Annotated in this window: 18 protein-coding genes; all 18 read left to right on the forward strand. The window is 32.7% G+C overall.

The genetic code is table 11. The features are described from left to right. The first annotated feature begins 49 nt into the window (after positions 1-49). The 18 genes from DK442_RS22710 to DK442_RS22790 all read left to right on the forward strand — a co-directional run bounded on the left by DK442_RS22710 (position 50) and on the right by DK442_RS22790 (position 20303). Positions 50-904, forward strand: coding sequence for a response regulator transcription factor (locus DK442_RS22710; RefSeq protein WP_109438202.1), 855 nt, complete (start codon positions 50-52; stop codon positions 902-904). A 119-nt stretch (positions 905-1023) separates the two neighbouring features. Beyond that, a complete protein-coding gene (locus DK442_RS22715) occupies positions 1024-4875 on the forward strand; it encodes an ATP-binding protein (RefSeq protein WP_109438203.1) in 3852 nt (1283 codons plus the stop codon). Between the two features lie 102 nt (positions 4876-4977). After that, positions 4978-5235, forward strand: a complete 258-nt coding sequence (locus tag DK442_RS28345) for a hypothetical protein (RefSeq protein ID WP_160114306.1) — start codon at positions 4978-4980, stop codon at positions 5233-5235. Positions 5236-5416: 181 nt separating this feature from the next. Continuing rightward, positions 5417-6250, forward strand: a complete 834-nt coding sequence (locus DK442_RS22720; protein WP_109438204.1) for a helix-turn-helix transcriptional regulator — start codon at positions 5417-5419, stop codon at positions 6248-6250. Between the two features lie 156 nt (positions 6251-6406). Next, entirely contained in the window at positions 6407-7015 is a 609-nt protein-coding gene (locus tag DK442_RS22725; RefSeq protein WP_109438205.1) for an SIMPL domain-containing protein, read from the forward strand. Between the two features lie 172 nt (positions 7016-7187). Then, on the forward strand, positions 7188-7691 hold the full coding sequence (locus tag DK442_RS22730) for a hypothetical protein (RefSeq protein ID WP_160114307.1): 504 nt from the start codon (positions 7188-7190) through the stop codon (positions 7689-7691). Positions 7692-7841: 150 nt separating this feature from the next. Continuing rightward, positions 7842-10172 carry a tail fiber domain-containing protein gene (locus tag DK442_RS22735; protein WP_109438207.1) on the forward strand — a complete coding sequence of 777 codons (2331 nt, stop codon included), beginning with the start codon at positions 7842-7844 and terminating at the stop codon, positions 10170-10172. 4 nt (positions 10173-10176) lie between these two features. Next, the gene (locus tag DK442_RS22740) at positions 10177-10635 is read left to right on the forward strand and encodes a T9SS type A sorting domain-containing protein (RefSeq protein WP_109438208.1); all 459 of its coding nucleotides are present in this window, start codon (positions 10177-10179) and stop codon (positions 10633-10635) included. Between the two features lie 241 nt (positions 10636-10876). After that, positions 10877-11380, forward strand: a complete 504-nt coding sequence (locus DK442_RS22745; protein WP_109438209.1) for a hypothetical protein — start codon at positions 10877-10879, stop codon at positions 11378-11380. A gap of 55 nt (positions 11381-11435) precedes the next feature. After that, positions 11436-11972, forward strand: coding sequence for a hypothetical protein (locus DK442_RS22750; protein ID WP_109438210.1), 537 nt, complete (start codon positions 11436-11438; stop codon positions 11970-11972). Between the two features lie 286 nt (positions 11973-12258). Continuing rightward, a complete protein-coding gene (locus tag DK442_RS22755; RefSeq protein WP_109438211.1) occupies positions 12259-13089 on the forward strand; it encodes a helix-turn-helix transcriptional regulator in 831 nt (276 codons plus the stop codon). A 181-nt stretch (positions 13090-13270) separates the two neighbouring features. Further along, positions 13271-13870 (forward strand): hypothetical protein, encoded by a 600-nt coding sequence (locus DK442_RS22760; RefSeq protein ID WP_109438212.1) that lies wholly within the window; start codon positions 13271-13273, stop codon positions 13868-13870. A 242-nt stretch (positions 13871-14112) separates the two neighbouring features. After that, positions 14113-14736: a collagen-like protein gene (locus DK442_RS22765; protein WP_109438213.1), complete on the forward strand. Its 624-nt coding sequence runs from the start codon at positions 14113-14115 to the stop codon at positions 14734-14736. Between the two features lie 216 nt (positions 14737-14952). After that, entirely contained in the window at positions 14953-16251 is a 1299-nt protein-coding gene (locus DK442_RS22770) for a kelch repeat-containing protein (RefSeq protein ID WP_109438214.1), read from the forward strand. 53 nt (positions 16252-16304) lie between these two features. Continuing rightward, entirely contained in the window at positions 16305-17561 is a 1257-nt protein-coding gene (locus tag DK442_RS22775; protein WP_160114308.1) for a kelch repeat-containing protein, read from the forward strand. A gap of 53 nt (positions 17562-17614) precedes the next feature. Beyond that, complete coding sequence (locus DK442_RS22780; RefSeq protein ID WP_109438216.1) at positions 17615-18556, forward strand: kelch-like protein; 942 nt, start codon at positions 17615-17617, stop codon at positions 18554-18556. 51 nt (positions 18557-18607) lie between these two features. After that, positions 18608-19708: a hypothetical protein gene (locus DK442_RS22785; protein ID WP_160114309.1), complete on the forward strand. Its 1101-nt coding sequence runs from the start codon at positions 18608-18610 to the stop codon at positions 19706-19708. Between the two features lie 7 nt (positions 19709-19715). Then, the gene (locus DK442_RS22790) at positions 19716-20303 is read left to right on the forward strand and encodes an STM3941 family protein (RefSeq protein WP_109438218.1); all 588 of its coding nucleotides are present in this window, start codon (positions 19716-19718) and stop codon (positions 20301-20303) included. The last annotated feature ends 17 nt before the right edge of the window (positions 20304-20320 follow it).

Below are 20320 nucleotides of genomic sequence, written 5' to 3' on the forward strand. Positions count from 1 at the left end.
TTCTATATAAATCAAATTGTAAGTAAGTTGTAATTTTAGGCTAACTCCTATGAACAATGTCAATAAACTAAATACATCAGCGTTAAAATATGAGGTGCGAACATTAAAACGAAAAGAATTAGAACCTTTTGTTAAACGCATTTCCTATATAGAAAATGAAACTATAGAACCTCAGTCTCATCTACTTCCTCCACTTGACACCATTGGGTTTACCTTTTTTTTTGGAGACCAGATGAGGACTGCACATAGACAAGAAATAGTTCCTCTTCCTAAAAGAGCTTGTATAGCTGGGATTATAACAAAAGAAGATGTTTCAATAGTGCATCAAGGTATTGTTAAGCAAATTTTTGTAAAATTCACACCTACAGGTTTTTATCGTTTGTTTAAAAAGGAAGGCAAAGAATTTACAAATAAGCCCCCTGCCGATTTATCTACTATAAATGCGCAAGCATTGGAAATGGAGTTAGAAAATTGTCCAAGAAAGATAGAAAATATTCAAGAGGTTATTGAAAACTACTTATTTTCCAAAATACCTACTGCGCTTCCAGAAATACCACTCATAAGTACGGTAATAAAATTGATGAAAGAAGATATTACTGGTAGAAGAAATGTAGAAGATATTTGTGAGAAAGTTGCTGTGAATCAACGTTATCTTTTCCGTTTGTTTAAAAAGGTTATAGGAATCTCCCCTAAAAAATACTACAAAACATTACAGTGGAATACCATCATGAGTATCATCAATCAGAACGAAGAAGAATCATTAACTAGAATCGCATTAGAATGCGGATTTTATGACCATCCATCTTTCACTAGAGAATTCAAAAAAATTATGGGAGTATCTCCAAGTAAGTTCATTAACAATGATGTTCAATTAGCTGAACTAGCTTTAAAAGGAAGGAACTAATAAAATCCTTAAATATATTACAGCCTTTTTGTTTTCATCAAAAAAAATTATCTAGTAAAATACAACATGATTTGTAAAAAAACATTTCACTTAATATCTTTTACTAAAAGTTTTAAAATATGAGAAAAATAATTCTTGCTATATTTTTTATGACTATAACTATAAGTTATACGCAAGATTTATTGTCAATTTCCAAAATTGAAAATTCACCAAATCAATCAATAAATGAAATAATACAAGATAGTTTAGGCTTTATTTGGATTGGAACAAATAATGGTCTTTATAGATATGATGGTTATAGGTTTAATAGTCTACGTCGCTCTATAGAAAATGAAAATTCACTTACAACTAATGCTGTTAATCAAATAGAAGCTTACCCAAATAATGAATACTGGATAGCAACACATGGTGGAGGATTAAATATTTTTAATCCTAAAAAACGAAAAATTGAAAGCTTATTAGATATTAGTTTTAAAAAATCTACCATAATATCTGTGATGCAAAAAATATCTTCTAACCTATTAGCCATGGTAACTGATGGAGGGGTATATATTTTTGATAAAGAGACTAGAAACATTAAAAAAATTATAGAAGGAGCTACAGTAAGTTTAATACAAGCTCAAGGTAATTATTTATGGTTTACTAATAGGAAAACACTATATAAATATAACATCTTGGAAGATAAAATACAATTCTCTCAAACCTTTGACAATAATATTAGAATGATAAATGTGGTACAAGATAATCTTGTATTGTCGATAGGTAAAAGATTGCTTTTTTATTCAGGAAATATCATTTCAAAAGATATACTAGTAGAAGATAAGATAAGCCAAGCTATACAAAAAGACAAATTAATCTACTTCGCTTCAGATAATCATTTATATACATTTAATTCCAAACAAAATCAGTTAATAAAAATTCGCTCAGATTTATCAACCGACAAAGTATCTATTAAAAAATTGTTTATTGATTCTCAAAATAAGTTATGGATAGGTACCTCTAAAGGGGTTTATAGAGAATCGTTAAAGCTTCCTTTATTTAACAAGAAACTTATTCCTTGTGTAGCTAGAAAGATTGAAAAGCATAACAATACTCTATACATAGGAGGACGCAAAGGGTTGCAAAAAGTGAGCAATGATAATACTCTTAAAACCATATTTAGAAGCCACATTTTGGGGCTTCGTGAATTTGGAGATTACTTATACGGAACTAATGTACAGGGGCAATTATTAAAAATTAAAAATGATAGCATTTATCAAAAGGTTTCGCTAAAAGAATCCGATCACAAAAACTTTAGGATCTATGATCTAGAACAAGATGGAAAAAACAGAATATGGATTGGAACCTGGTCCTCTGGAATTACTGTGACGGATAAAAACCTAAAAGTAATTAAACGAATAAAGTTAAATACTGAATCAGATATCGGAGAATCTAAGATTTTAGAAATGCTAATAGATAATAATGACCGTCTTTGGATTGTTACTGCGACTTACGGCATATTTATGTTGCCTAATGTTACATCTATTGATTTATCTATGAAAAAATTTCCTTTTAAACATTACACATTTAATGAAACCGATATACATTCTTTAAATTCAAATATCACATTTTCTATTACTCAAGACAATATTGGAGATATTTGGATTGCAACCGAAAGCGGTATATCTAAATATAATAATCAGGAAAGTAATTTTGAACGATTACGAATTGATAATAATATTTTTGATAAAAAAATCAATGCAATAAGGTCAGATTTTAAAAATAATATATGGATGTCGACCGATAATGATGGGATATACATTTATAATGTTCGAGAGAAAAGGTTAATTAATTATAAAACGGATGATGGGCTTGTGTCAAATTCTTATTTATTTACTTCGGCATATTATGATTCAACTAACAATATGATTTATTTTGGTGGTTCTCAAGGTGTGCAAAGTATAGACGTTAAACACCATCCTATTGATAAAAATAAGCCTAAACCAGTTTTAACAGATATTTTAATAAATGGGAAACAAGAAAAGTATTTATCTAATTTTGAAGCTCCTTTTGTAAATAAAATAACTTTATCACATTGGCAAAATGACTTTACACTCCGTTTTTCAAATTTTGATTATAATCACACAGATAATATTAACTATGCTTACAAGCTAGATAATGAAGGGTGGAAAGTAACAAATAGCCAAGAAATCTATTTTTCAAATATAGTTTATGGAAAACACGTCTTAACAGTTAAGCCTGTTTACAAAGCTTATATAAATGATAAAGATAATGTGAGCATACTACAAATTAGCCTTAAAATAAAACCACCATGGTATAAAACTACCATTGCTTACATTTTATATATACTATTAATTTTAAGTGGTATTGTCTTTGCCGTCTACCTTTTTCTAAAAATCAAAATAGCCAATATAAAAACCCAAAAAACAAGAGAGATAAATGCACTACAATCTAAAATGTATGCCAACATCTCCCACGAATTTAGAACACCATTAACGGTTATTGACGGGCTATCTAAGCGGCTACAAAAAAACTATTCTGAAAAAAGTGTTATCGATAACGCGAAACATATTGAAAAAAGTAGCAATCAATTATTGCAATTGGTCGCTCAAATGCTTGATTTGGTATCGATAGATGCTAAGCAAATGGAGGTGAATTATAAACAGGCAGACATTGTTTTGTTTTTAAAAACTGCTGTTTCGAATTACTATTCCTTAGCGCAATCTAAACATATAGATTTACAATTTTCATCAAAATTAAAAACGCTTATCATGGATTTTGATGATGATAAATTGCAGAAAATAATAAATAACTTGCTTTCTAACGCTGTAAAGTTCACAAAGGAAAATGGTGTGGTTACTGTGATAGTTGAAAAGAAGAGGCAACAATTATGTGTTCAAGTTATAGATACAGGAACAGGAATAGAAGCTAAACACTTACCAAACATTTTTAATCGTTATTACAAAACTTTTGATGTAAATAATAACTTGGGAAATGGCATTGGTATGGCTCTAACCAAAGAATTGACAGAATTAATGCAAGGAAAAATTGAAGTGAAAAGTGAGGTAAGTAAGGGGTCTCAATTTTTTATTTGGTTGCCAATAAACAATAATGCAACTTTTACATCACCTAAATTATCTCAACCATTTATAGAAGCAAGTGAAAACTTGAAAGAAGTAATTAAAAATCAAGAACCAGTAAAGGCTAGTACCAATTTTTCAATACTTATAGTTGAAGATAATCTAGAGATTGGAGCTTATTTAAAACAATTACTTCAAAATATGTATCGTATTTATACAGCAGTGAATGGAGAAGAAGGAATTAGAATAGCTCAAAATAAAACGATAGATTTTATTATAAGTGATGTGGCTATGCCTATAATGGATGGTTTTGAATTTTGTAAAAGAATAAAACAAAACGGAATAACATCCCATATCCCTTTTATAATAGTAAGTGCCAGAACAGAAACAGAAGCAAAATTAAAAGGCTATAAACTTGGAGTAGATGCCTATTTATACAAACCTTTTAATGAACAAGAATTATTACTTATCATTAGTAATTTATTAAAGAAAGTAGAGCGTACCAGAACGTATTTTAGCAAAATACTTCAATTACAGCAATCAGAACAACCCAGTATACAGAAAATAGACATTGATTTTATAGAGCAAATTCAAACTTATGCATTATCTAAAACAACTAAGCTTTCTGTAGATGAGCTAGCAAAATCGTTAAGTACAAGTCGAGCTCAATTGCATAGAAAAATTAAAGCTTTAACAGGAAAATCAATAACATTATATATTAACACAATTCGGTTAGAAAAGGCAAAATCACTATTAGAAAACACGAACCTTAATATAAGTGAAGTTGCCTATGAAGTCAATTTTGAAGATGTAGCATACTTTTCTAGAATTTTTAAGAAGAATTATTCAAGTTCCCCTTCCCAATATCGAGAATACCACAAAACAAAGTAATTTTAATGGTTTTGAGACATTGGTCCATGTGTTTGAAACGATAATACAAAACATCTTTTACTTCCTCACATAGCTTTGACTATATATTAAAAATATACAGTCATGCTACATTATTCAAACTCCTCAATAGTAGAGTTAATCAACTTAATACTTATTGTATTAGGACAATCGATAAAACGAAGCAATGATATCGATGTAAAATCAATCAATAGCCAATTAGGACATATCATATGCTTAAGTACAAACATGAACACCGAGGCTTCAGGTGCTTCAGTGAATGTTATTTATAGTTGTGTAATGTTTAGATTTTCAGGTGTTTATCGGTTTTGTAAATTCTCATTACATCCCAAAATCTTATAAAACAACAGAAGCTGTAAGCTCACTTAAGTCTTCCACTATTTCATTGTCCAAAATGTATAGCACAGTTAAATATGTCTCATTCTGAGCCATAGTTGGGCATTAAATTTTCGAAGACTCTTCCAAAGGTGGTCAAGAATACTTAAGACCAATCAAAATGCTTTAAATCCTAAAATTACAAGCTATGTCAAATCTTAAATTTACAATCCTACCATTACAACAAAATGCTTTAACACCCTTTGTAAAAAGGATATGTTATATCGAAAACGAAACTTCTGATCCCCAGTTGCACCCAATAACACCTTCAGATACAATTCGGCTTACCTTTTTCTTTGGAGACTTAATGCGGACTTTATCTGACCAAAAAGATGAAGTTCTATCTAAAAGAGCTTATGTCTTAGGGGTTACGACAAAAGAAGGTGTTTCAATGGTGCATCAGGGTAGTATTAAACAGATTTCTATTGAGTTTACACCAACTGGGTTTTATCGTTTGTTTCATAAACATGGATGCAAATTTACTGATAATCCTCCTGCCGATTTTTCTATTATAGGTGCCCAAATTTTGGAAGACCAACTAGAAAACTGTCCCAGAAATGTAAACAATATTCAAGAGGTTTTTGAAGACTATCTATTAAGTATAATCCCCAACGCTCTTCCTAAAATTTCTTTGATAGATACAGTTATAGAATTTATGCAAACAGATATTCTAGGTAAAAGAAGTGTAAATAACCTTTGTGAAAAAGTCGGCGTACATCAAAAATATCTTCTGCGTTTGTTTAAAAAAATTATAGGAATCTCTCCAAAACAATATTACAAAACATTACAATGGAATACCATCATGAGTATCATCAATCAGAACAAAGAAGAATCATTGACAAGGATTGCATTAGAGTGCGGTTTCTATGACCACCCTTCTTTTACAAAAGAGTTTAAAAAATTTATGGGAGTATCCCCAAGTAAGTTTATTAATAATGACGTTCAATTAGCTAAACTAGCTCTTAAGAGAAAAAGTCAATAATATTTTCGGGCATTCAAATCACGTCATATTTATTGATAATCTTTACAATTAAATATAACAATATTGTTTTTCTTTTTTTTAAGTAGATGTCCATTTTGTACAAGACTTAGTTGATAATGACACCTAGATTTATCGGTTAGTTTAAAAATAAAAAACATGAAAAAATTAATTGTAGTATTATTATTGTGTGCCGCTCCAATTTTTGGACAACAAAATAAGACAATAACGGTAATCGGCGAAGCTTCCAAAAAATTTGATGTTAATGAGTATGTTATTCATGTCGATTTTAAAGACATTGTTACTAATGTATATCAAAATATTGACCCCATAAAAAAGGAGCAAGTTATTGAAGAGTATAAAAATCAATTAGAAAAAGTAGGTATTGATTTTAAAAAGTTTAAACTAAATAAATTGTATAATTTTTCAACATCAACCTATAATAGAATTTTAACTTATCAATATATAACAGCATCTTTTGAAGAAGCAAAAAAAGTGTTGGAGCAGCGAATGAATGGAGTATCAGCTGTGGTGGATATTTTAACTAAAAACAATACAAATTCAGATCTTGCGATACTTGATGAAATGGCTATAAAAAATGCTATAGATAGAGCTAATTTAACAGCAAAAAAGATTAACAAAAAGATTGGTACTATTCAGCATATAGAAACCTCGCCTAATACCAATAAAGCTACATCATATTTTAATGCAGCAAGACCTTACGAACTTCAAAAACATTATGTTAAAGTAACTTTTGCTTTAGAATAGTTTTTAAAATCTCAAAAAGGATTCTACTCTTAAAGTTTTATTGTCAAAAAAATCAATAGATTATTGACAGTGTGATGTTATGTAAAGACTTTGATAGAAAGGCTTCTTTGATTTCCGCCAGATTATGATGATGAAATTAACAAGAAAAGTATTTACTCTTTTAGTATGCCTAATGAGCGTATTCTATATGCAAGGTCAGGAAGTTAGAAGTACTGAGAAAACCTCGAAAAAATTTCAATTTAATTTTTATTTAAGCCCTGCTGCTTTTGGTAACCAAGGAGTAGCATTGCCCCTTATGATGACTAAACTTTTGCCAAGTGTAGAATATAGCATTACAAAAAAAACATCGACATATGCGTCATCAGGAATTACTATAGGAATAGCGCCATTTACTGTTTTACATTTTGAAACAGGAATAGCATTTAAAGGTTTCACGGTAGATTATAGTACTAATGCATTCATAAGTTTAGTGAAAGAAGAAGATGATGAAGATGATAAAGCAAAACGAACAGCCAGTAATGGTAATATCAATTTAGGGTTCAGATTTAGATTAGGCAAGAACAAAGGAACACTACTATGGTTAAAGATAGGTAAAAGTATTTCAGGAAAAGGGTTTGATGGTGTACATCCAATTTGGAATGGAAATCATGCAGAAATTAGAATATTAATGGATTAATAAATGCAGATAGGCAAAAGTATTTCAGAAAAAGGGAATGATGGATGTACAATCAGTATGGAATGGAAATCATTTAGAAGTTAGGATAGTATTACCACTTTAGTTATAAACGAAATAGGTTAAGTATGTGCAAAAAAATAAAAAAATAAGATGAAACATAAAATTATAGTACTCATTTTTTTAGTGATGAATATTGTTGGTTTTTCTCAAAAGGGAATCAATTATAAAGCTTTAATAAAAGATACCAAAGGTAATGTTCTAGCTGATACCAGTGTGGAGTTACAGTTTACAATCCAACAAGATGAGACAACTGTGTACAAAGAGATACAATCATTTAAAACAGATGCCAATGGTGTTTTAATTGTAAACATAGGAGACGGATCTCCAGTGTTTGGAGAGTTTAATCAGATAGATTGGTCAACAAAAAATCAAATGCTAAATGTTCAAATAGATATAGGTGAAGGCTTAGTAGATTTAGGTACAACGCAGTTTATGACTGTACCTTATGCGGAGTATGCATCTACAGCAGCCAATGTTTCAGGTTTAGAAACGGTTGAAGAAGCAAATAATGTTGGTTGGCGGTTAATAGGTGTTAATGCGAACAATTATGGTACTATAGGTAATAATGCTGTTGATTTGAGTTATTCAAGTGTGCCATCAAATGTTTTTGGGGCTACTGGAGATTTTTCAAATGCATTTGGGACTCAAACAATTGCTTCAGGGTTTGGATCTACAACTATGGGGTTTCAAACAATAGCATCAGGAGATAATTCAACGGCAATAGGTCTTAACAATACAGCTTCAGGAAATTATTCAATGGCATTTGGTTTTGGTGCTATAGCTTCAGAAGAATCATCAATGGCATTTGGCGTCAATACAAAATCATCTGCACTGGGAGCTGTTAGTATGGGAATTGATACAGAAGCATCCGGTTATAGTGCTATGGCAACAGGAAATCAAACAGTAGCGTCTGGAGGATATGCTGTAGCGATGGGAAATGCAACTACAGCATCGGGTATTAATTCAGCGTCAATGGGAGTAAAGACAAAAGCATCAGGAGAAAACTCAATAGCTATGGGAAATGAGACAGTAGCTTCTGGTTCTAATACAACTTCAATGGGGGTATATACAAAGGCAATAGGAAGTAACTCTGTAGCAATGGGAAATAGTACAGAAGCATCAGGTATTAATTCAACTTCAATGGGAAGATATACAAAGGCAGTCGGTAACAATTCTACTGCTATGGGAGATTTGACATTTGCTATAGGAAGCAATGCTACTGCTATGGGGGATGAAACATTTGCCACAGGAGATAATTCGGTTGCTATGGGGAGAGGATCAGTAGCTGGGTCTAATTATTCAGTAGTTGCTGGTATAAAATCTTCTGCATCAGGTATTGCAGCGGTGGCTATGGGGAACAGGACAGATGCTTTAGGTGAGTTTTCAATATCAATGGGGAATAATACGATATCAAATAACGAAGCATCTGTAGCTATGGGAGGGCAAGCAGTTGCTACAGGTTATCGTTCAGTATCTTTAGGAGACAAGACAAGTGCTCTAGGAGAGAGTTCAGTGGCTTTAGGGGACCTGACAAGAGCAACTGGTGAAAACTCTATGGCAGCAGGTTTAGAAACAGTAGCTAGAGGAAGAGGAGCAATAGCTATAGGGGCTTTTACTGAAGCACGAGGTAATCATTCATTAGCTATGGGATATGCTACAACAGCTTACGGAAATAGTTCAACTGCTTTAGGGGATAATACCATAGCACAATCATACCAAACAGTGATTGGTCGATTTAATGTAAGTACAGGTAGTTCAGATACCTGGGTGCATGATGATCCTTTATTCATAGTGGGTAATGGTAGTAATTCAAATAGAAATAATGCATTAACCTTACTTAAAAATGGAAATTTAGGAATTGGAGTTAATGACCCAGACGAGCGCTTACATATCGATGGTATTTTAAAAATAGGTACCGAAACGATAGAAGATACAGGAGTTAATCAATTATCTTTTGATGCCAGTTTGTTACCAAATGAAGATAATTTAATGAGTTTAGGCAATCAGTCTAACCGATGGAGAGCTGTTTGGTCCGTAGATGGAACTATCAATACTTCGGATAGACGCGATAAAACAAATATCACCTCCCTCGATTATGGTTTAGAAGAAATTTTACAATTACACCCAGTTAGTTTTAATTGGAAACAAACACTAGATCAAAATTTAAAATTAGGATTGATAGCCCAAGAATTACAAGATGTTATCCCAGAGGTTGTAAAAACATCAAATAAAAATAGGCATACGAGTCGATTAGGAGTTTATTATTCAGATTTAATTCCGGTGCTAATTAAGGCTATCCAGCAACAGCAAGAACTTATTACAAATCAAGATGATGAAATTGAAGAACTGACTTTGCAGTTAAACGAACTAAAATCAGTTGAATTACGTCTAGGAAAATTAGAACAACAGTTTAAAGAATAATAAGATGACAAAATTAGTTACAATCATCATGTTGTTGCTTAGTACTTCAATAACAGTAGCACAAACTATAGAGAAATTTAGTGTTGATAGTGGAGGAGCAAGTGCTGTAGTGAGTGAGTTACAGGTGCTGTATAGTATTGGAGAAGTCAATATACAAGAGCTCTATTTGGAAAGTACTACCATATCAATGGGGTTCATTACATCTCCAATACCACCTTCTTCAGTAACCAATACAATAGAAGAAGACGAGGGAATCTCTATATACCCTAATCCAGTATCCGATCTATTGTATATAAAAAGCAATAGCCTTCTTAAAAAAGCTCAATTATTTGATGCTTTGGGAAGGTTAGTTTTAACAACAAATCAGAATATAATCGACGTGAAAAATTTGTTTAGTGGAGTATATATCGTAAAAATTATGATGGCAGATAAACTGATAAAAAAGAAAATAATAATTCAATAAATGTCAAGGTAAAAGAAAAATAAAGGAACACTACTATGGTTAAAAATAGGTAAAAGTATTTCAGAAAAAGGGTATGATGATGATATACAACCCATTTGGAATGGTAATCACGCAGAAGCTAGAATAATAATACCCCTTTAGATAGTTAAAAACAAATTACAGGTTTTGCAAACATGAATGTTTATATCAGTTTATGATGACGAAATTAACAAGAAAAGTGTTAACTCTTTTAATATGTTTAATGAGTGTATTCCATATACAAAGTCAGGAAATTAAAAGTGCTAACGAAGCTTCTAAAAAAGTTCAACTTAATCTTCAATTAGCCGACTTTTCCCTTGGTTACCAAGGGGTCGCATTTCCCATTTTAGCTAATAAAGTATTATTAGGTACAGAGTACAACGTAATAAAAGAAGTGCCAGTATATACCGCAATAGGAATGACATTAGTGCCTATTATACCCACAAACTTTCACTTAGAAACAGGATTTGCATTTAAAGGTTTTACAGTAGACTATAGTACAAACTTTTTTACAAACGAAGTTTGGATAGAAGAAGAAGAACGAAGAGAACGACGAAAAGGTAGTAATGGTAACCTTAATTTAGGATTCAGGCATAGGTTCGGTAAATACTTGTTTTGGTTAAAAGTAGGTCAAGGTATTTCTGGAAAAGCATGGGGTAGTGATGATGATGGAGCATTTGGTGCGAAAGGTACTCATATAGAATTTAGAACAATAATACCCCTTTAGATAGTTAAAAACAAATTACAGGTTTTGCAAACATAAATGTTTATATCAATTTATTATGAGAAAATTACCAAAAAAAGTTATCCTTTTAATATGTGTAATGAGTGTATTCTATATGCAAAGTCAGGAAATTAAAAGTGCTAACGAAGCTTCTAAAAAAGTTCAATTTAGTGTTTATTATGCCACAGCCTATGGTAATCAAGGTGTGGCAATACCCATTTTATTAAATAAATTATTAGTAAGTGCAGAGTACAATATAATAAAAGAGGTACCAGTATATGCATCAATAGGACTTACAGGGGGGGTGGCTCCACTTTTTGGAACTCATCTTGAAACAGGAATAGCATTCGGGAGGTTTACAGTAGACTATAGCACAAATTCATTTATAGGAGAAGTATGGGATGAAGAAGAAGAAGAACGAGAAGAAAGAAGAATAAGTAATGGGAATCTTAATTTAGGGTTCAGGTTTAGTTTTAAAAAAAATGGAAGATTGTTATGGTTAAGAATAGGTAAAAGTATTTCGGAAAAGGGCTATGATGATAAGGTTCAACCTATTTGGAATGGCTATCACGCAGAAGTTAGAATGAGACTGTAAATTAAACTCTGTCTAAGTTGAGAATTTCATTAATTTTATTAAGACAGATTACAATGACAAACAAAGAATAACAATTATTAGAAAAGAAGGCAATAGAACAATTTATGCCTGGTAAGAGTTTATTTGGTAAAAATAGAACTACAATAGTTCGAATGTTTTGAATGTCAAATATTTCGTGTGTCCAGAAGCTTCGTCGGTTTTAATTTTGTTTCAAAACTTTATAAATAACAAAACTGTATACTCGTTTAAATCTTCTACAGTTATGTAAGTCAATTAACTTTATAATATGTCAAATCTTAAATTTTCCATACTACCATTACAAGAAAAAGCTTTAACACCCTTTGTAAAACGCATGTCTTACATAGAAAACGAAACTAAAGAGCCCCAGTTGCATCCAATACCTCCCTTAGATACAATGGGGCTCACTTTTTTCTTTGGAGACTTAATGCGAAATGTATATAATGGAAAAAATGAACCTCTGCAAAAAAGAGCTTATGTGTTAGGAATAACAACAAAAGGAGGTGTTTCAATAGTGCATCAAGGGACAGTTAAGCAGATTTTTATTGAGTTCACACCTACGGGATTTTATCGTTTGTTCCATAAAGAAGGAAGTAATTTTACTAATCATCCTCCTGCCGATTTCTCTACCATAGGTGCACAAATATTGGAAAAGGAATTAGAAAACTGTACCAGAGATATAAAAAGCATACAAGAAGTTTTTGAAACTTATCTATTGAGTATGATACCTACCGCTCTTCCTGAAATTCCTTTGATAGATGAGGTTGTAAAATTGATGCAAACAGACGTTGTCGGTAAGAGAAGTATAGAAGACATTTGCGAAAAGGTAGGTGTACACCAAAAGTACCTTTTTCGCTTATTTAAAAAGGTAATAGGTATTTCTCCTAAAAAGTACTATCGAACCCTACAATGGAACACGATCATGAACATCATCAATCAGAATGAAGAAAAATCATTAACCAAATTGGCATTAGAATGTGGATTCTACGACCACCCATCTTTCACAAAAGAATTTAAAAAGTTCATGCAAATTTCTCCAAGCGAGTTTATAAATGGAGACGTTAGTTTAACAGAAATGGTTCTTAAGTATAATTCTTAATAATAAAGAGTAATCCTTAATAGTATTAAGAAGGCTTAAATAAGCAACAACAATACCTCTAAACAGAAATTTTAAGTACCTCAATAATTTTAACTAGGATTTAAGAACTGTGTCCATTTTATACAAGACTTCACTAATCTTCACAATTAAATTTGACACTTCATGTTAAAAATTTAAAATTATGAAAGCAAAAAAGAAATTAGTTAGATTATTAATGGTACTTATGGTGTCAATTTCAATCTTTTCATGCTCAGATGGTGAAGATGGAGTTGATGGGATAAATGGAGTTGATGGTACTGATGGAGTAGATGGTCAGGATGGTCTAGATGGTTTACAAGGAGAGCAGGGAGATACAGGGACGGCGAATGTGATATATTCGGAGTGGATGAACCCAGGATTTCCTCCTAATGTAGTAGGTAATGATGAAGTAGAATCAACAATCGCTGCGCCCCAAATCACAGAAGAAATTATTAATTCAGGGACGATTTTGGTTTTTGGTAGATATTCTGGTTTTGGCAGCAGAATCTATCAATTACCCGCACTTATAGGACAAAAATTTCATCAGTTTAGATTAAATCCGGCGGGAGGAGAGTTTGATTTAAGAATTAATACGTTAGACGGAAGTGATATTGGACTTAATAACTCATTAACTTCAGTACGTTATGTAATTATTCCTGGCGGAGTTACAATTGACCCTGCTTCTTCTGCTTCAAAATCTGCAAAAGACTATTCATCTATGTCATACGAGGAAATTAAAGCCCAATTTAATATTCCAGAGTAAGATTTATAAGAGTTCCTCCAAATTTTACAGAAAACAACTACCCCTCATGAAGCTATGCCTGGTGAGGGGTAAATAAGTTATAGTTAATATTTAAAATTCCTAAAAAGAAACAACAATACCTCCAAACAAAAATTTTAAGTACCTCAATAATTTTAACTAGGATTTAAGAACTGTGTCCATTTTATACAAGACTTCACTAATCTTCACAATTAAATTTGACACTTCATATAAAATTTAAAATTATGAAAGCAAAAAAGAAATTAGTTAGATTATTAATGGTGCTTATGATATCAGCTTCAATTTTTTCATGTTCAGATGGTGAAGATGGAGCTATAGGGCCAGCTGGTCCAGCAGGAGTTGATGGTACAGATGGGGTAGATGGTCAAGATGGCGTCCCAGGAACAGCTAATGTTATTTATTCTGAATGGATTGATAACGGATTTGAACTTGGTGATGGTTTAGGGGTTTCTTCAGCAAGTTTTGTTATCGAGAGTCCTGAAATTACTGAAAAGGTATTAGAACAAGGAGTTGTTTTGGTATTTGGCCGAAGACTTACTACTGTAGCTGAGGAAGTAGAGATTGATATCTATCAACTACCTTATAATTTTTATAATTTAAATCTACAATATCGCCATAGAATTGAGCCTCAAACAGGGGATAAGGCTATTGGAGGCATTGTAATCGAAGTAGTATCAACTGATGGCACCACTGTGAGTGGAGCTGTGACCTTAATTCAACAATATAGATACGTCATAATACCAGGTGGGGCTCCAGTAGCACCGTCTTCTTCTGGGAAATCATCAAGTGTTGACTACTCTAAAATGTCTTACGAAGAAATTAAAGCTCAATTTAATATTTCAGAATAGTAGAGTGGTATAAGAAATCAAAAGTTAGAAGTTTGCCCTAATTTCTAATTTTTGCTTGAGCCCCTTAGGAAGTTATAAGTCCCGAGGGGTTTTATTCTTTTTTGATGAAAAAAGAATAAGGAAAAAAATATTAGTCTATATAAGTTTTATGTATTCTATCTTAAAATAAACCCCTGTGTTGGATAGAGCATTAACCTATTTTAAAAAAAAATCACAATGAAAACAATCAAAATTATTCAATACTTGAGTCTTGTCTTTTTTGTTTTTGTTACTTCATGTGGAAGTGACGACAATAATACTCCGGATCCAGTTTCAGAACCTGACCCAGTAACAAATCCAGACCCTGTAGAAGAAAATAAATCTCCTGAAACCTTTAATCTTATTGCGCTTGCAGATGGGGAGGTAGATGCTGATATAAAACCAACTTTTAGTTGGGAAGTGGCAAATGACCCTGATGGTGATGCGGTGACTTATGACTTGTATCTTGATTCTAAAAATCCTCCAGAAACCTTATATGGTGAAAACATAAATACTACCAACCTTGAAACAACAGAGCGCTTAGGATTATTAAAAAATTATCATTGGAAAGTAGTGGCAAAAGATGATAAAGGAGCGAGTACAGAAAGTGCAATACACAGCTTTATCACACGAGATTTACAAATGCCAAATGAACCTATAACCTTAAATGCAGAATTTAGGACAAGACGCAGAGCATCTGTTGTAGAATTTAAGGATAAATTATGGGTCATTAGTGGAAACACAGATGATTTCTCCGATTTAAATGATGTTTGGCAAAGTGAAGATGGAATTAAGTGGGAACAAGTAACAGATGAAGCTCCATTCCCTGGTAGGCGCGAACATACCTCTGTTGTGTTTGATGATAAAATATGGGTTATCGGTGGGTATAATGGAGATGAATACTTAAATGATGTATGGTACAGTAACGATGGTCAAAATTGGACGCAAGCGGCTGCGACTGCTCAATTTTCGGGAAGAGGTAGACATACATCTGTGGTCTACAATAATAAAATCTGGGTCATTGGGGGGTATAATGGCACTAATAACAATGAGGTTTGGTCTAGTGAAGACGGAATAACATGGACGGAAACAAAACCTGTAACTTCAATTTTTTCAGAAAGGTCACTTCATACCTCCGTAGTATTTGATGATAAATTATGGGTAATTGCAGGAACAGATGATACCCGTCAAAATGATGTTTGGTATACAGAAGATGGAGAAAATTGGACAGAAGTCATTTCTTCAGCTCCATTTGCTAAAAGAATCAGGCATACTTCAGTAGTATATGATAATAGAATTTGGCTGCTTGGTGGCGCAGCGCCTAGTAGCCTAAATGATGTTTGGTATAGTACCAATGGTACCGAATGGAATCAATTCACGAACAATGCACCTTTTTCCAAGAGATTCGACCACATTTCAACGGTATTCAAGGAAAAAATTTGGGTCATAGCTGGCTATGATGGGAGTTACCTAAATGATGTTTGGGCATTTGATTAATCAAAAAGTGAGTTAGGAAATATCTGAATGTTAAATCTAAAAAAACATAAAAGGTGAAAACAGAAAATAAATTAGCTAGCACATTAATGATGCTTATGGTATTGGTTTTTGTTACCTCATGTTCAAATGACGACGATAACCCAGTAGCAGAAAACAAACCACCTGAAACCTTTAATCTTATAGCTGTTGCAGATGGAGAAGGAAATGTTGATGTGCAACCAACTTTTAGTTGGGAAGCGGCAAACGACCCTGATGGGGATGTACTAACGTATGATATATATCTTGATGTTAAAAACCCACCAGAAGCTTTATATCATGAAAATTTAAGCACAGTTAATTTTGAGGCTACAGATCGTTTAGGAGTGTCAAACGATTATTATTGGCGTGTAGTGGCAAAAGATAATAAAGGTGGTTATACAGAAAGTGTAATACATAGTTTCAGTACACGATATTTAAGAATACCTAATGAACCAATAACTCCGAACACTGTATTTAATGGAAGACAAGAAGCCTCTGCTATAGTATTCAGTGATAAACTATGGATAATTGGAGGGTCTGATGGGCAGCGTTTCAATGATGTTTGGTATAGTGAAGATGGAGAAAATTGGACTGAAGCAACTTCAAGCCCTCAGTTTTCAAGGCGCACAGGACACACTTCTGTAGTGTTTGATAATAAAATGTGGGTTATTGGGGGGTATGATGGTGCTTATAATAATGAAGTTTGGTCTAGCATAGATGGAGAAAATTGGACTCAAAAAACTGCAAACGCTCAATTTTCAAAACGCAGCAGCCATACTTCTGTAGTGTTTGATGGTAAAATGTGGGTCATTGGTGGACAAGGAAAAGGGAAGCGCTTTAATGATGTTTGGTATAGCGAAGATGGAGAAAATTGGACAGAAGTAACTACAAATGCTCAATTTTCTAAACGAAATAGTCATACCTCTGTAGTGTTTGATAATAAAATATGGGTCATTGGAGGATATGACGGTAATTATAACAATGATGTATGGGTAAGTGAAGATGGAGTTGGGTGGAATCAAGTTATAACCGAACCTATCTTTGACAAAAGGGGCGGACATACTTCTGTCGTATTTGATAATAAAATTTGGTTGTTTGGAGGTGATACTCCTGATAATTTTTCCAATGATATTTGGTATAGTGCCAACGGCAACATGTGGGAGAAAGTCACTGATAATACTCCTTTTTCTGAAAGATTTGGCCACACTTCAACAGTATTTAAAGAAAAGGTTTGGTTAATTGGTGGGTATGATGAGAACATATACTTAAATGATGTTTGGGTATTTGATTAATCGAAAGGTAGTTCTATTGGAATTCTGAATGTACAATCAAAAAAAAGAAAAAGATGAAAGTAAAAAATAATTTAGCTAATGTACTAATCACGAGTGCAACAAGTGCAATACATAGTTTTAATACAAGAGATTTAGGAATGTCTAATGAACTAATAACATTAAATGCGCAATTTTCAGAGAGAAGTGGACATACTTCTGTAGTGTTCGATGATAAATTATGGATAATAGGTGGACGCGATGTTGATAATTTAAATGATGTTTGGTATAGTGAAGACGGTAAAGATTGGACAGCAGCAACCCCAAATGCTCAATTTTCCAAACGAACAGAGCACACTTCTGTAGAGTTTGATGGTAAAATATGGGTGATTGGTGGATATGATGCTAATCACCAATATTTAAATGATGTTTGGTATAGTGAAGACGGTAAAGATTGGACAGAAGCAACCCCAAATGCTGAATTTTCAGTACGTAGCGGGCATACTTCTGTAGTGTTCGATGATAAAATATGGGTGATTGGAAGTGATTTTTTAAATGATGTTTGGTATAGTAAAGATGGAAAAAATTGGACTGAAGCAACTCCAAATGCTCAATTTTCTGGTAGATACCTCCATACTTCTGTAGTTTTTGATAATAAAATATGGGTGATTGGCGGACTTGATGCTAACATTCAAGGCTTAAGTGATGTTTGGTATAGTAAAGATGGGAAAAATTGGATAGAAGCAATTTCAAGCGCTCCATTTTCAGGCAGACACAGTCATGCTTCAGTAGTATTTGATGATAAAATTTGGGTGATTGGTGGCTTCATTAGTAACGATGTTTTTTTAAATGATGTTTGGTACAGTGTCGACGGTGCCGAATGGAAACAAGCAATTGATAATGTACTCTTCTCCCAAAGATATCACCATAAATCGATAACATTCAGAGAAAAAGTTTGGGTCATTGGAGGACGAGATGGTGATTATCAAGGCTTAAATGATGTTTGGGCATTTGATTAATAAAATAAGTAACTAAGAGACACCTAAATGTAAAATCAAAAAAATAAAGCGATGAATACAAAAAAAACAATCAATTTGTTAATGATACTTATGTTGTCGGTTTTTGTGACCTCATGTGGTAGTGACGACAATAATACTTCAGACCCAGTAGAAGAAAATAATCCCCCAACCTCTTTTAATCTAAATGAGATTACTAATGAAGCAACAGACATAGATATATTACCTGTTTTTAATTGGGAAACAGCAAACGACCCTGATGGAGATACTGTAGTCTACGATATGTATTTGGGTACAGAACAGGCTGCAACAAATTTGTATGTAGCCAATTTAACCACTACTAGTTTTAACGTTACAAATCAATTGAATTTTTCTGAAACCTATTATTGGAGAGTAGTAGCAAAAGACAATCAAGGCGGAGAAACTAGTAGTACTGTATATAGTTTTACAACCAAACCAGAAGAAAACAATACGGTCTCAATTGTAGATGATTTTGATGGTACTGGTCCGTTAATAGATTATGTAACAAATAATGCCGAAGTATTGCCTAACGTAGGTAGGGTTTCGGGACGATATCATGCACTCCTAGATGATAACACAAACAATCAGACTCTGCATTTTAACCAAGAACAAGGAAGATTAGATGCTAAATTAATGACCTTTCCTTTTGAGGTTATTGCAAGAAATATAGGTATTGGTATAACCACAGATTCGCAAACAGCACCATCTCATAACGGAACGCAATACAATTTTGCAGGAATCCAAGTACATGCAGAAGATTTTAATTCTATAAACTCTTCGCATATAGTAGTAGGGCATAGAGGAACAAGACAATTTACCATAGAAGGAAAAAACACTGTTGATGGAGTTTCCACTGTAGATGATGCTGGTATAGATACAGCGCCTTTAGGACGAGTAGATATACGTATTGTTGGAGATGAAAATAATGAGCTTACTTTTTATTGGCAACAACCAAACCTAAACAGTAATAGCACTCCAGATGAATGGGTGTTGTACCGTAGTACAGGTAAGTTGCCAGGAACAGAACCTTCATATGACAATCAGGTATACGTAGGCCTTATTACTTATGCCTTTGGAAATGCAGGAATTCCATTTGTAGGTACTTGTGATGCTATTGAGTTTAACAATCTATAAATAAAAAATGATAAAAACGGAAATATATACCAGTAAAAAAAAAGCAATAAGACTTCTTGTCATCTCATTACTATTTGTTGCTATTAGTCTTTGTTTTATAATGAATCCTAAAGTTTTTATAAACCCATTTTTACAGACTCCTTACCTTATTCAAGGAATAGGTTTATTGAGTGTATTACTTTTTGGATTTGGTATGTACGTTGCAACTAGGCGTATAGTAAAAGCGGAACTTGCATTGGTTGTAGATGACGAAGGGATTCATATGCACCCTCAAAAAACAAATAATAAAATAATTGACTGGGGTTGTATAATGGGGTTTTCTGAAATTAAAATTAATAGTCAAAAAATTCTAATCATTAGGGTTTCCAATCCAGAGTATTGGTTATTACAAGAAAGCAATATGATTAATAAAAAAATGATGCAATATAACTTTGCTAATTATGGCTCTCCATTAAGTATTTCAACAGGTTCCCTGGCAATCAGTCAAGAAAATTTGATGTACGTATTAGAAGATGGTTTTAAAAAGAAGAAAACAAATACAACTAGCAGTGAAGGTAAATTTTTTATCTCAGAAACGATATTAACAAAGAAGTAAAACCATTGTGGTAGCAT

The organism is Aquimarina sp. AU119 (assembly GCF_900312735.1).
GTDB classification, from domain to species: Bacteria; Bacteroidota; Bacteroidia; order Flavobacteriales; family Flavobacteriaceae; genus Aquimarina; species Aquimarina algiphila.